The sequence below is a fragment of the Methylobacterium mesophilicum SR1.6/6 genome (assembly GCF_000364445.2).
Taxonomy (GTDB): Bacteria; Pseudomonadota; Alphaproteobacteria; order Rhizobiales; family Beijerinckiaceae; genus Methylobacterium; species Methylobacterium mesophilicum_A.
The window spans coordinates 1,740,358-1,753,723 of the sequence record NZ_CP043538.1 but is presented as its reverse complement, the minus strand read 5'-3'; the positions used below and the strand labels follow the sequence as shown (position 1 = coordinate 1,753,723).

Annotated in this window: 12 protein-coding genes; 2 read left to right on the top strand and 10 right to left on the bottom strand. The window is 59.7% G+C overall.

The window, feature by feature from the left end; all coding sequences use genetic code 11:
* Positions 1-27 precede the first annotated feature (27 nt).
* The 3 genes from MMSR116_RS08200 to MMSR116_RS08190 all read right to left on the bottom strand — a co-directional run bounded on the left by MMSR116_RS08200 (position 28) and on the right by MMSR116_RS08190 (position 2,469).
* Entirely contained in the window at positions 28-207 is a 180-nt protein-coding gene (locus tag MMSR116_RS08200) for a hypothetical protein (RefSeq protein WP_010685664.1), read from the bottom strand.
* Positions 208-685: 478 nt separating this feature from the next.
* Positions 686-1,666 (bottom strand): ABC transporter substrate-binding protein, encoded by a 981-nt coding sequence (locus tag MMSR116_RS08195; protein ID WP_010685665.1) that lies wholly within the window; start codon positions 1,664-1,666, stop codon positions 686-688.
* A gap of 401 nt (positions 1,667-2,067) precedes the next feature.
* The gene (locus MMSR116_RS08190; protein ID WP_158168631.1) at positions 2,068-2,469 is read right to left on the bottom strand and encodes a hypothetical protein; all 402 of its coding nucleotides are present in this window, start codon (positions 2,467-2,469) and stop codon (positions 2,068-2,070) included.
* A 239-nt stretch (positions 2,470-2,708) separates the two neighbouring features.
* Here MMSR116_RS08190 and MMSR116_RS08185 point away from each other — a divergent pair, with 239 nt between their 5' ends.
* Complete coding sequence (locus MMSR116_RS08185; RefSeq protein WP_158168629.1) at positions 2,709-3,320, top strand: hypothetical protein; 612 nt, start codon at positions 2,709-2,711, stop codon at positions 3,318-3,320.
* A 125-nt stretch (positions 3,321-3,445) separates the two neighbouring features.
* Here MMSR116_RS08185 and MMSR116_RS08180 read toward each other — a convergent pair whose 3' ends face one another.
* The 5 genes from MMSR116_RS08180 to MMSR116_RS08160 all read right to left on the bottom strand — a co-directional run bounded on the left by MMSR116_RS08180 (position 3,446) and on the right by MMSR116_RS08160 (position 9,144).
* The gene (locus MMSR116_RS08180) at positions 3,446-4,396 is read right to left on the bottom strand and encodes an ABC transporter substrate-binding protein (protein WP_158168627.1); all 951 of its coding nucleotides are present in this window, start codon (positions 4,394-4,396) and stop codon (positions 3,446-3,448) included.
* A 425-nt stretch (positions 4,397-4,821) separates the two neighbouring features.
* Entirely contained in the window at positions 4,822-5,808 is a 987-nt protein-coding gene (locus tag MMSR116_RS08175) for an ABC transporter substrate-binding protein (protein ID WP_010685669.1), read from the bottom strand.
* A gap of 328 nt (positions 5,809-6,136) precedes the next feature.
* Positions 6,137-7,813, bottom strand: a complete 1,677-nt coding sequence (locus tag MMSR116_RS08170) for an SDR family oxidoreductase (RefSeq protein WP_039894086.1) — start codon at positions 7,811-7,813, stop codon at positions 6,137-6,139.
* Complete coding sequence (locus tag MMSR116_RS08165) at positions 7,810-8,469, bottom strand: DUF4166 domain-containing protein (RefSeq protein ID WP_039894118.1); 660 nt, start codon at positions 8,467-8,469, stop codon at positions 7,810-7,812. The genes MMSR116_RS08170 and MMSR116_RS08165 overlap by 4 nt, the downstream gene beginning before the upstream one ends.
* 117 nt (positions 8,470-8,586) lie before the next feature.
* Positions 8,587-9,144, bottom strand: a complete 558-nt coding sequence (locus MMSR116_RS08160; protein WP_010685672.1) for a GbsR/MarR family transcriptional regulator — start codon at positions 9,142-9,144, stop codon at positions 8,587-8,589.
* 317 nt (positions 9,145-9,461) lie between these two features.
* Here MMSR116_RS08160 and MMSR116_RS08155 point away from each other — a divergent pair, with 317 nt between their 5' ends.
* On the top strand, positions 9,462-10,472 hold the full coding sequence (locus tag MMSR116_RS08155; RefSeq protein ID WP_244625625.1) for a dienelactone hydrolase family protein: 1,011 nt from the start codon (positions 9,462-9,464) through the stop codon (positions 10,470-10,472).
* Positions 10,473-10,919: 447 nt separating this feature from the next.
* Here the strand turns inward: MMSR116_RS08155 and MMSR116_RS08150 are convergent, their stop codons facing one another.
* The gene (locus tag MMSR116_RS08150; RefSeq protein WP_010685674.1) at positions 10,920-11,711 is read right to left on the bottom strand and encodes an FTR1 family iron permease; all 792 of its coding nucleotides are present in this window, start codon (positions 11,709-11,711) and stop codon (positions 10,920-10,922) included.
* A 99-nt stretch (positions 11,712-11,810) separates the two neighbouring features.
* A complete protein-coding gene (locus MMSR116_RS08145; protein ID WP_010685675.1) occupies positions 11,811-13,349 on the bottom strand; it encodes a PepSY-associated TM helix domain-containing protein in 1,539 nt (512 codons plus the stop codon).
* Positions 13,350-13,366 lie beyond the last annotated feature (17 nt).

Below are 13,366 nucleotides of genomic sequence, written 5' to 3'. Positions count from 1 at the left end.
ATCCGCATGGTTCGGTTTGGGTATGCCTTAGCCGGCCTTGCTCAGCTTTGGTCGCCGGTAAACTGGAACACGCAGAAGCTCGCGAGATCGCGCCAGAGCCTCAACAGACTGCGAGCGAGTAATCAGATCGTAGCTTCTCAAAGCTTGCATCCGGTCAGAGAGCAGCCGGCGCTGTTCGGAGAGCGTGAGGTCGTGCTTGTAGTCCATCCGCCTATCCTGCCCATGCCAGAACCGACCGACATTCACCCATGTTTTAGCTGCTGGTCTGTTTCGAGCATGCCGATGGAGACCGGCGCGTTCGATCCGCTATGAGTGCGCCTTCATCAGACCGGTGTTTGCGGCTGCATGCGACTCAACCCGGCCGCATAGTTCGTCATGGGCGCTTCCCATAAGCGGTCATCGGTCGGCCGTCCGGGAGCTTCGGCTCGGGGTGGTGAGCGGCCTTCGGAGCCTTGACCGGAACCGGACGTTCAAGCCAGCAGTGATTGGTCTGTTTTGGGTGCACCCATAGCGAACTGACGGCGCCGGTTCTCAATCACATACCCAAACCGGACCAATCTGATCGGCTACTGTGGGTGGGGTTCGGGCGGTCTGCCTCCGAGCAGCACGTGCGTTTAAGCGGACGTGCCTGTCACTGGTGGAAAAGCGGCAAAGCCCGACCCATTCATTCAACCGCAACGCAGCCCTAGTCGACCTCATCATCAACACGCGAGAGGAATGAGGCCGGAATTTCAATTCCTAGTTTTTTGGCTTTTTGCAAATTAATGGATAAATAGAAACGAGTGTTGAGTTGGACCGGAAGCCTGCCAACCTGAGCACCATCGATAACCTTTCTGACATATCCAGCAGCTTTTTTATACGCGTCTGCTTCCTCAGGACCATAAGCCAAAAGCGCTTCATCTAATGTTGTAGCTTTATTATAGGCAACCACTGGAATGCCATACTTCTCTGAAATTGCGCTTATTGATTGGCGGTGAACATAATTAAAACTGTCGTTCATCAGCACCAAGCCGCATTTTTTCGATGATAAATTTCGAATTACATCTTCAATATCCTGCACCTTAGCCACCGGCGATAGAGTAGATATGATGTTCATTGAATTTGATGTTTCTTCAAAAGTAGAAACGTAGTACTTATAGTATGGCGCCGTGCCAGGATTATACATCATTGAAATGCAAGACATCTCTGGCACCAATTCCTTTAAGTATTGAACCCACTTACCGGCGAGAGCGCCCTCTGAATTTAAAAAGCCGCTTATATTTTTTCCTGGAGATGCCAAACTTTCTACGAAACCGCTTCCAACTGGATCGGCTACAGTTGCAAATACGATAGGTATTACATTGGTCTCCTGCAGAAGAGCGCGCACTACCGGCGTAGTAGCAGCAAAAATTACGTCAGGACCAGTGGATATGATACTTTTCGCGTGGACTTTTGCTGCATCAATGTTGCCACCTGTCCAATAATAACTGTATTTAATACTAGTGTCTTTTGGCTTATCGTTCTCCAAAGCATCCGTAAAATTTTTCACTAGTTTCTGGGCCGCGATGTCATTCTCTGAAAAATTAGTGATAATCGCAACTTTTTTCTCTGTGTAGTTTTGGCCGCTGATAGCTGTATTCGAGCAAACTGCGAGCGCTAAGATTGATCGCATAATCAGTTTGAGCATCGCTCTATGCCCCTATCCAATGCCAAGGCCGAAAGTAAGCGATTTGAGGCTCGTCGACTTATTTGAAGTCAATGGTATGGAAGGGGTAGCTTGTGCTGGCCACTTTATCAAGCGGAGGGTCTGCGGTTTGGATTAGAAGCTTTGTCACGACGCGGTAAACAGCGGAGGCAGCTTTCGACCGAAGGCCCTCGTCGGAAGGCGGGCGTCGGGCGGCGTGAGGACGAAAGTGGCTGCAAACCCCAGTTCGTCAAAGGTGCACTCCTAGCGAACCAGCAACGCCGGTCTTCACCCGCATACCCAAACGGAACCAACTGATCGGCTATTCACGTGCCTTCAGCGCCCGTGCCAAATCACAGCTCAGGACATCCGCTTCAGGCGAAGTGCGCATGGTAACCATTCTACTATGGGAGTTCTGCTGTTTGTATCGCACGGCGTCGCTTGTATTCTTCCTCACCTAATCCGGCATACTGTCCCGATATGTACCAGTAAGCCAGTGCAGACGAAGTTCCAGAAAATATAATTGGAAATATAACTTCTATATATCCAAGATTAAATATATTTTCCCTGGAGAAACTAAATCCGCCTTTGAAGCGCATGAACGACTGAAAAGCAATTACAGTGGAAATCGACGCGTTTACTAAAAAATAGTATGACTTACCCCTGACCAAAAATCTTTCGGATATAATGATTGCTATAAATGACGGCACTAGCACCACAAACCATATTGTTACAAAATAAAATGGCAGCCCTAGAATTATTGAAAAAATATTGTATTCGACTAAATCACGCTTGGTTGGGGTCAAGCAAAAGATCGCAGCAGCCCAAAAAACCATGTAGGTATAGCCTCGAAATATGCGACCCATACCGCTTCTCCGGATGCTGGCGCTAATTTGTGCCAAATGTCAGCTAAGGCTTTTGCGAGGTATTAGAGCATAACCTGATTGTCTGTGCGTTGGCGTGATCACACTGGCACATCCTGGCGTAAATTCCTCCTATGCAAAGCCTAAATCGGGACACGGTAAGGGAGGTCGCAGCGCTATTCTTGAAGGCGCTCGGGGCATCGATTGTCTGCATCCTGTGGGGGTGGATCATCTGGGCGGTCGCGATAGCCCCTGCCGCAACGCACAGCCTTTGGCGGCAGGACTACCCCACGCCGCACGTTCCGAGCCCGCTTGTCGCCGCCTCTGTCGAGTACCGGCTGGAAAATGCCTGGGGTCTCGCGAAGGATACCTGGGGCTTTCTCGGGTCGCCCGGCGATAACGAAACCGGCTTCATCATCTACCGCCTGACCGATGCCAGTGCGCTCTGGGCGAGGAAGCAGGGTAGCCGACTGGGCGAAATGTTGGCCCCGATGAGCGGGGAGTGGCGTCGGACACCTGTCGAGGATCGCGGCGGCGGCAATGCCATTCGGACATGGCATCCCTACGACCACGACCCGCAGATGATGTCGGTGCGGCGGCCCGAGCAACACCCGCCGTCGATAAATGAATTCCTTGAGAAGTACGGCTTTACGATCCCAATCGAGAAGGAGCGTACCGATGAGGTCGATCAGGCGATCCAATCGGAAGGTTCGTTCTATTCCTTTGGACGGGGCGGGAGCGTGACGATCATCGACCCCACCCGAGGTAAAGTTTATTTCGCCTATGCCGGATGATTTACGAAGCAAGTCAAGCTGATCCGCAGCGGTCGGCGGTGCGTTAAAGGTGCACCCGAAACGGACCACGCAGATCGGTTGATTTGGGTGGAAAGCCGCTAATTGAAACTCGATTTCACGGATACCTATTCGATCACCTCGTCCGCCTGGGTTAGGAGGGCGTCAGGGATCGTTAAGCCGAGCGTATTGGCTGTCTTGAAGTTCAAAACAAGCTCAATTCGTGCGGGCTCTTCTATTGGTATCTCGGATGGGCTTTGACCCTTAAGGATCTTGTCTACAAAGGATGCGGCTCGTCGAAACTGCGCTGGAAAATTCGGGCCATAGGACATCAGGCATCCGTCTCGTACCATAAGTCCGTTCGCCACCATCGTCGCGACATGATTGGAGAGGCCGAGCTTGGCGATCTGCTGGCGCTCGTTGAAGAATAGCGGATCCTGCATAAGTATCACAGCCGGTATACCGCGGCGGCGAACGCTTGAAAATGCGCCGTCGAGTTCTTCCGGAGTGTTGATCTGATCGACCTCAAGCTCGACATTTATTTTGGCTGCAATCGACCGGGTCTGCGCTTCTACAGAACGGCTCATCGACGCGTCCTTAGGGATCACAAACAAACTGATGCGCGACAGGCTCGGTATCGCCGCTTTCAACTGCTCAAGACGCTTCGAGCTGAGATCGACGGCCACAGTTGAGAGGCCCGTCAGGTTTCCACCAGGGCGTGATAGACTTTGCGCGAATTTGCGGCCGACCGGATCAGGAACAACTAGAAATACAATCGGCGTGGTCGTAGTGACGCTTTGAGCAGCTGTCGCCGCAGGTCCAGTCACCGCTACGATGACATCGACATTTTGATCGACCAACATTCTCGCGTTAGCAGTGAACCGCTCGTATTTCTCTGCGGCATAAGTTTCGATGAGCTGAAAATCGCGGTTCTCAACGTAACCCAAATCCGAGAAGCCCTTCCTCAGTGGAGCGGCATAGATGGCTTCGTCTTCAGGGGTCGCTGCGTGCCAGAGAACGCCGATCTTCCGAGCGGTCCGCGTCTGGGACGACGCGCTTGGCGCAACAAGCGGCGCCATGCTGAGCAATGTCAGGATGGCCCAGCGCCTGCTCCCGCCGCTCCCGTTTTCCCGCTGTCGGCACATGCGCGTCCGATGCATCCGGTCACCTCGCCAGCACGGGCATAGGCGAGAAGCTATGCCAAGGTTCGATGCAGCGTTGATGCTCGTGGGCAGCCTTGATCTCGTCAAGCCACCCGCAGATGCGGGCAGTCAGACGAAGCTCGCTATCTGCTAACTCCCGACAAGTCGGTTACCTCAGGCCAACGTCTCAAGAGGGTCGAGAGCGGCTGTGAAGGTCGGTTCGCTTAGAGTGCACCTTTCTCAGACTGGTGCTCGTGGCTCCTTCCGCCCCAAGCTGGTCATGCGAGCATACTTCGCTGCCTCCCAATAACAGACACTCATTGGAAATTCGGCAATTATGTAAAATTCCGAACAGAAAGTTATCAATCAATGATTTCGTCGGCTCTTGCGAGCAGGTTCGGGCTGATATTTAAATTTAACACCCCTGCTGTTTTCATATTTATAGTAAGTCTCAGTTTCGTGGGCTGCTCGACTGGAATTTCTCCTGGATTGTGACCCTTTAATATCCTATCTGCATAGTATGCAGCTCTTCGAAATAAGTCTAGTAATTCCGGACCATAGCTGATCAAACCACCGAGCCGAACATATCCCGTCTGCTGGTACAATGTCGGTATTTTGATCCGTTCGGCAGCAGCTAAAATCGCGGGGCGAGTAGGATCTGCTATGACCAGGATTATTTGACATTTCTTTTCAACCGCAAGATCGAAAGCCAAATCTACATCGTCAGGTGTTGCCGCGTGAAGATGTGTAAGCTCGATCTGCAGCTGATTTGATATTTTTACTGCATCGGCCAGGATGTCAGCATGTGAGGGATTGTTCGATGTGACAATACCGACACGAAATACCTCTGGCAAAAGCTGTTGGATTATTTCGAATGATTTAGCTGTTAAATCCGGGTACATATTGGCCAAACCAGTGATGTTACCCCCAGGCTTGGCCAAGCTGCTGATAAAACCCGCTTTAATAGGATCTGTAGCTGGCGTCATTATGATTGGTATGCGTGTCGTTTCCTTCTGCGCCGCGGCTATAGCGGGAGTTGTCATTGCAACAATGACATCGGGATTAGCTCCGACTAAATCCTTTGCAAGAGCTGGCAGCCGCTCATAATAACCATCAGCAGAAATTATAGTCAGCTTAAGATTTCGCCCCTCTTCGTACCCGAAGGCACTCAGTTCTGATTTAAATGCTCTGATCAGCCCTAAGACAATAGTATTTCCTGTGACAGCCGGGGCAGCTAGAATTCCGACATGCCAAATCTTTGTTTGTTGTGCTATGCTATAGGTTGGCAGGATCGATCCCGCGAGACCGATTAGGACATCTCGCCTTTTGATCGCGAAAGCTCTTTGCACTGAGCGGATCCTCCCACTGATGGGCAATCTATCTAAGCGCAGGGGTGAGACAAGGTCCGCCTTGGTGAATTGCGGAGCGAAAGCGGGCAGGCAGAACGCCATCCATAGCCGCCGGCCAGCATGGTTCGGTTTGGGTATGGTCCAGGCGAACCCCGGCCATCGGTCTGCTTTGGATGCCCACTGAGACCATCCAAAGCGAACTTTCTCAACCGAACCAAGCATAGCAGACCGGCAAGCCGGAATGCCACGGAGCAGACATCCCGAGGGTCTTCTTGGGGTCGACACCGGACGGACGGTCACCTGAAACTGAATGTCTGCTACCGGGCGGTCAGCTGATGTCCGCTCCTGGCGCGGAGCGGGATTGTTGGCCCCGGCTACCGTCGATGTCTAACCAGCCCTGATAGTGCACCACCAGCCCAATCAGCGGTAAGGCGATGGAAACGTCGAAGCGAAACAGCCCCGCCTCATCCCACTCGCGGGCTGAGACGCGAGGCGCGAAGGCCAGCGGCAACGACAGCCGCGCAGCAGACCAGCTGTGCATTACCATGCGCAGGCCATCGCCCTCGTTCACGAGCTTGAACCGAAACCGAAGCGGGCCGAACCGCTCCACCACGCAGCCATCCTCCTCAGAGAACTCGCTCGTGAACCGCCGCCCGGAAAACGCGCGCGTCCAGCGTTCCACCCCATGCCGCTCGATAAAGCCGACGTGCAGGACGTGCTCGCCCGCGGCCGGCAGTCCGAGGAGCGCGGCGAAGGCTCGCGCAACCGGATGACGACCACGCCTCACGACGGCGCGGCCTTGGACACCTGCATCGCTTAGCACACCGTGCAGGCCGGCCACGCTTGGGGCGAGCTTAGCAAAACAACTACCCATGATGCGCGCGTAGAGCGCATCGCCTTCGACCGCCTCTCGTACTTCGTGGTGGATCGACAGGCCCGCGAAGCTCGGCTCGAAGTCGATGAGATCGAGCCCAGTCCCGGCGTCGCGGGCGCCGGGTGTGGTTGAACCAGATAGGATCCGCTCGGCCAGAATTGCCGCCGGCAGCACCGGGATTTCCGGGCCGTGACCGTCGGCCGCGACGAGGGTCCAGCATCGTTCGATGCGGCGCCCGTCGGCCAAGCCGAACAGCCGGACGATCATGCCCGATCGATCCGATCCCCAGCGCGCGGTCAGCCGCTGTGCCAGGAGAAGCCAGCGCGCGAGCCCCTGCAGCGAGGACAGCCAGCCCCAGCGCACCGGCCAGCTCGCGCACCAGAGGCCGATCGTCTGCAGAGCCAGCTCGGTGCCGGCCCTGAAGCTGACCGCCGGGCGGCCCGGGAGCCGAGCGGGCAGGAGATCGAGGTCCGGGACGTCTGCCAGGGCCAGCCAGCGGCGGCCGAGCGAGGAACCGTCAGACATGGCAAAGCGCTCATGCCGCAGCTCCTGCCAACCGACACCCTCAGACCAGCGCTGCCCGCGCCATAGCCGGATCGGCTTGCCCACGTAGCTAAGGATGGCGGCGGCGACCGACGTACCGGCCGTCGCACGGTTCGAGGCGCTGATCGCGATCTCGACGGCGGTCACTGCATCAATCCCCTGCGCCAAGCGCCGGACGACGGCACCGGACAGGGCCGGGACGCTCGAGGCACCAGCCAGGATCGTGACCCCGGCCGCGCGCGCGAAAGCGTCGAGCTGGCCGATGCCGGTCACGAACGCTCGGCCATCCGCGAGATCGAGGTAAGGGATGGCCGCGGCGATACAGGCTCGGGGCAGATCATAGCCGCTCCCCTGGAAGGGGCCGGCGGCATCGATCACGAGGTCAGGGCGGACGCGGTCCAGCATCGGCGCGACGGCATCGTTGCGGTCGGCCTGGAGGGGACGGCATCGGGGATGGGCCGCGCAGAATGCCTCTGCGCTGGCGAGGCGACGACCGGCGACGACCACATCGTGACCGGCGGCTGCGAGCCGACGCGACAGGCGGGCACCGAAGCCGCCGTACCCGCCGAGCACCAGGATCGTGCTCACGTCGCCCCGTCCTGCGCGGCCGGTTCGGCATCCTGGAAGACCGCTTCCTGCCGGATCAGCCGCCCAAACCAAGGGTGTTCGATGTCGAGGATGAAGCGAAAGGCGCCCGCCGTCGCGTTCGCGCCAGCATCGGCATGGGTGACGGTGAGCGCACCGGGTGTGAGCCAGTCCGGCAGGTGCAGTCGGCGCCCGAGGCAGTCGACGAAGTAGCGATGGCTGCGAAACACCAGCGCCTGATCCGCAACCGCGACCGTGAGCGTCATGCCGACACCGGCACCGACATGTTCCTCCAACCCGGTGGGACCGGCGAAGCGCTTGGCCGAGTGGATCACCTGCGGAAAGCCGGTGGCGCGGGCGTACAGCCGCGTCCAGATCTGACCGCCGCCGTCCGGGTCCTCGGTGACGGTGACCACGCCGGCACGGCCGGTCTCGCGTTCCAGAGGCAGCGGGCTGCCGACAAGGCGCGTGGCCTGCGCCACGAGCCAGCCGAGGCGGCTGACGTGCATCGCGACGATGTGGCCGACATAGACCGCGCTCGCTCCCTGCGCGAGCCGCTTGCCGAAACGGTGTCGCACCGCCGGCGACAGGCTCGCCCAGTCGTGCTCCGGGATAAGCGCCCGGAAGCGCAGGTCGAGGAGGTCGCCCGCTCCGTCCAGCGGCCGCGCGGGGCGGAGTTCACGCGATGGTTCTGCATCGGCTCGACGGACGCCGTCCCTCGCGGTCACCTGGGCCTCCCCGATCTTCACGGCTCTCTGGTCACGATCTTCAGATCGTCATTCGGTCTTGGCAGGCAGGAACTTCACGATCCGGCCGCCCAGCCGGATCAGCTTGGCCAGGGTGCCCCGGGGCACGTTGAGCATCTGGCCGTACCAGCGCTCCATCGTCTCGGTAAAATCGAGCATCGCGCGCAGGCGCCGCTTGGCGACCGCCCCAAGAGCCGGATCGGCATCTGCCTCGGCGACGCAGGCGCGCAGGGCCGCGATGGCGGGATCAATCTCGCGTTCCTTGCGGCCGGCGGCGATGCGCGTGACCATCTCCCAGAGGTCGGTCTCGGCGACATAGTGGTCGCGGCGCTCACCCATCACCGGGACGCGGCGGATCAGGTTCCAGCCGAGCAGCTCCCGCAGCGAGGTTGAGACGTTCGAGCGCGCGATGCCGAGCGTTCCGGCGATATCCTCGGCGGTGAGCGGTCGCTCGGACAGGTAGAGCAGCGCGTGGATCTGCGCGACCGAGCGGTTGACGCCCCACTGACCGCCCAGATCGCCCCAGTGCAGCACGAAGCGCTCGACCGCGGTGGGAAGAATATTCGATCTATCTGAAATTTCTGTCATGACAGAAATTACAGTCTGCTTTGAAGTCGCTGTCAAGCGAGATTTCTATGCGTTGCCCGGTCGATGAGATCCGAGCTGAGTCGAGACGGTCGGTTATAGCCGCGGTGGCGCTTCGGGCTTCCGACCGGCATCGGCTGGACTCATGGAACGCCGTGCCTCCACGCCGCCCATGGCGATCAACTTCGGTGATGCGGCCGCACTGATACGACGTGAGTCGAGTTCATCATCCGCTCCTCAGCGCCGAGCCGGTCCACGCGCATCGCGTACAATCAAAGGTGCATGGCACGTCTACGCAGCCCCGCCTTGTTGACGCCGACATGGTTCGCGCCAAGCTGGTCAGGAATACGGTTATGGGAGGCTCGATGCGCGTTTCGATCGCCACGCTACTGGCTCTCGTGACCTTGACGCCTGCTGCACAGGCCGGATCGCCACTTCCTGGTCGCATAGAGATCCACGCCGTCAAGAGCCGAACCCTCACCGGCGAGGAGTTCCTACGTGCTGACGCGCCTGGGCGCGAAGTCGTTCTCGGTGGCGAACTCCGGCTTCCGGTCGGCGCCCCGCAGAAGGTGCCCGTCGTGATCCTCGTCCACGGCTCAGGCGGAATCAGCGCCGGTCCGGACGCCTGGGCGCGCACCCTCAACGAAGCTGGGGTGGGCGCGTTCATCCTCGACACGTTCACGGGCCGGGGCATCGTCAGCACCATCGAGAATCAGGAGCAGCTCAACTCTTTGGCCATGATGGTCGATGCCTACCGGGCACTCGACGTACTCGCAGCGCACCCGCGGGTCAGGGCCGATCGCATTGCGATCATGGGCTTCTCAAAAGGTGCAGTCGCGGCCGTGTACTCGGCCACGGAGCGCTTCCGCACGACCTATGGGGGCACGAACCGCTTCGCCGCCCATATCGGCTTCTACACCCCCTGCAACGTGACCTATCGCGACGACACCAAGGTTGGTCCGGCACCGATCCGTCTATTCCACGGCATCAGCGACGACTACGTGAGCGTGGTGCCGTGCCGGGACTTCGTGGCCCGGCTGAAGGCGGCCGGGGCGGATATCACGCTGACGGAGTACCTGGATGCGCAGCACAGCTTCGACACGCCGACCAGCCCGCCGCTGGTCGAGGTGCCGAAGGCGCAGAGCACCCGCAATTGCAGGCTGACGGAGGGCGCCGATGGCACGATCGACAATGCCGTGACAGGCAAACCCTACAAGCTCGATGCGGATGCTTGCGTGGCGACGGGAGCCCATGTCGGGCACAACCCAACCGCGACGGCTGCGGCACGGGATGCGGTCGTCGAGTTCGTGCGTACGGTGCTGCAACCTTGAGCGGCGATTCGGCACCAACGAACTGCCAGTAAGCACATTTAGAGAGGGCCAGGGGAAGGCCGATACGAAGCTATCAGTTCCTCGACGACGAAGGTCCGCTTTCAGGCTATGAGCCGAGGTCTGGTTGTGGCGCAACTGAGACTCACAAGCTGAACTGCCGAAGCGTCCGCTTCGGAGAAGCCGCGAGAGGCGGCTGAGCGGCCGAGATGGGCGCAAGGCGGAACGTCCGGTTCTGCGCGCAATGTCGATTCAGCGGGACGTAAGCTGGCCGAAAGCGGCTGGTCTGCTTGAAAGCTGGCGGAGCGGCAAAGCGGACATTCGGCTCCCGGCCAACGCGGTCATTCTGCCGATACCCAATGCTACCCAGACAAGCTGAGCAAGGGACAAGTAGCGTTGCACCTTTGTATCTCGTCTGAAGATCTTTAAACGTGATACAGCTGAGTTAGCTCAGTTCGCCAACTCAGCTCTACGGCTCTGGAGGAAGAGCAAGCCGGCGATCGCCATCAGAACGAGAGCACCTTGGACACCAAGGGCCTCCCAGCTGCCGTTGAAGCTGAGGTCTGCGACGATGGCCGGCACGCCGTCATCGTGCACGGACATCAGTGTCTGCTCCTGGAACTCCTGGATCGCGGCCCCGACGAGCTTCAGACCCATCAGGAATAGGAACGCCGAGGTCAGCACGAAGATCGGCCGCAGCGGCAACTGCATCGCCAGCCACTGCATCGCTAAGAAGACGACCACCAGGGCGAGCGCCGCAGCGCCGAGGCCGCTGAAGAGCGATCCATCCCAGCCGCTGGCGGTCCTGGCCAGGGCGTGCAGGAACAGCACGGTCTCCGCACCCTCGCGGAATACCGCCAGGAAAGCGATGCCGGCTAGCGACAGCACGGTCCCAGCCCCGAGCGCTTGCTCAGCCAAACGGTTGAGATCGGCCTGCCAGGCCTTCGGATCCTGCCGCAGGAACAACCAGCCGCTCATGTAGAACATCATAGCGGCAGCCAGCAGCATGACACCGGCCTCAATCAGATCGTTGTGGTTGCCGTCGTAGTAGGTCTCGAACATCCATGCCATGCCGAGACTGGCCAGCGCCGCGGCTCCGGCGCCGACATAGATCGGGGCGATCTGGTGAGAGGCATTAGCGCGCCTCATGAAGGCAGCCAAAGCAGCGATCACCAGCAGTGCTTCCAGGCCCTCCCGGAACAGAATCGTGAAGGCCTGAATGAACGTCGATCCGTTGTCCATGAAAAAGACTTTCAGATTCCGTGGGTCATGCGGACAGTTGGCGGCAATTCGAGCGAGATGCCTCACGTTACTTCGGAAAAGGGCACAGAGCCCCGACATTCACGAGGTTGATGGCGCCTGTTGGACGATACGCGACCCCGATAAGGTCAAGTGGCCGGCTGTACGATAGGCCACCAGTGCAAAGATCGCAGCGGTCCCGAGCATCGCGGCGTCGAACCCGAGGAATACCGCATCACCCGTGATCGCGGCCCACCCGCGAGACAGGATGTCGACCGTCGGTATGGCGAAGTAGAGGGCCGCCGCACAGGTGAGCGCTTCGTGCCATCGGCGCGCCCGTGGCCGCAGCAGGGCCGCGAACGCGATCACGATCCACCCCGCAAAGAACAGCCTGACCTCCCAACTCGCCCGCCCCACGATATCGGTCGGCAGGAGGCGGTTGGCGAGGAAATAGCAAGCGATTGCAGCCGGCAGCCCGACGATCGTGCCAACGTTCAGCGCCTCAACTACGCGGATGCCCGGGGAACGCGCGCCATGAGTTTTCGGCGCCCGCGCCACGACCCAGAGGATAAGGCCGGTGGCAACCGTGGCGCAGCCCAGAAGACCCGATAGGAAGAAGAGCGCGCGCAGCAGTGCATCGGCGAAGTGCGCCTCGTGGAGCCCAACCATTACGGCATGGGTCCGCGTCGCGGGTTTTGCCGCGACGGTTCGCGCGCGGACCGTGCCGGTCGCGGCCTCGATGCTGACCTGTGGATGGAGGTGAGCCAGTCCATGGGGCTCCTCGAAGATTGCCAGCACCGTCGCATTCGCATCGCGTGGGTGGGTGACGGTGACCCGATCTAGAGGTTGCGGCGTCTCTGCCACGACCCGCCGGACAATCGGCCCGAGCGGAGGAAGTGCGGCCAGGCGGCCGGCGGCGTCCTGAGGCGGTAGGATCTGCCCCGACTCTGCGAAGTAGCGCTGTGTGTCGCCGCGATACGCTGTGGTCACGCCCCAGGGCATGTACAGGAGGGCCAGCGTCACCAGTCCGCTGTAGGTGATCATGAGGTGGAACGGCAACGCCAGCACGCCCGCAAGGTTGTGCGCGTCCAACCATCCGCGCTGTGTTGCGCAGTTTCGGAATGTGAAGAAATCTTTGAAGATGCGGCGATGGGTGACGATCCCCGAGATCAACGCCGCGAGCATGATCATCGCGCAGGCGCCAACTAGCCAGCGCCCCCACAGGGGCGGCAAGCTCAGCTCGAAGTGGAAGCGGTAGAGGAAGTCGCCCCCGCGCGTCTCGCGCACTGGTGCCGGCGCACCGGTCACGGGATCCAGGAGGGCATGTCCTGTCGGCGGGCCGGGACGGGAGCGCCAGTACAGCTCGATTACGGGGAAGTCCGGTCGCGGCATGCCGATCGACCAGCCGGTCGCATCGCCGGCGTGCTCCGCGAGGTAGCGGGCGCCGAGTTCGGCGGCCTGGGCTAGCGCGTCCGGACTGGGCTCAACGGTGGCCGCGAGTTCAGGCCGCATCCAGCGCGAGATGTTGGTTCGATAGTAGCTCGCCGTCCCGGTGACGAAGACCGCGAACAGCACCCAGCCGACCACCAGGCCCGACCAGGCATGCAGCCAGGCCATCGACTGCCGGAAGCTACCCCTCATCGGCGCGATCCGCCGGA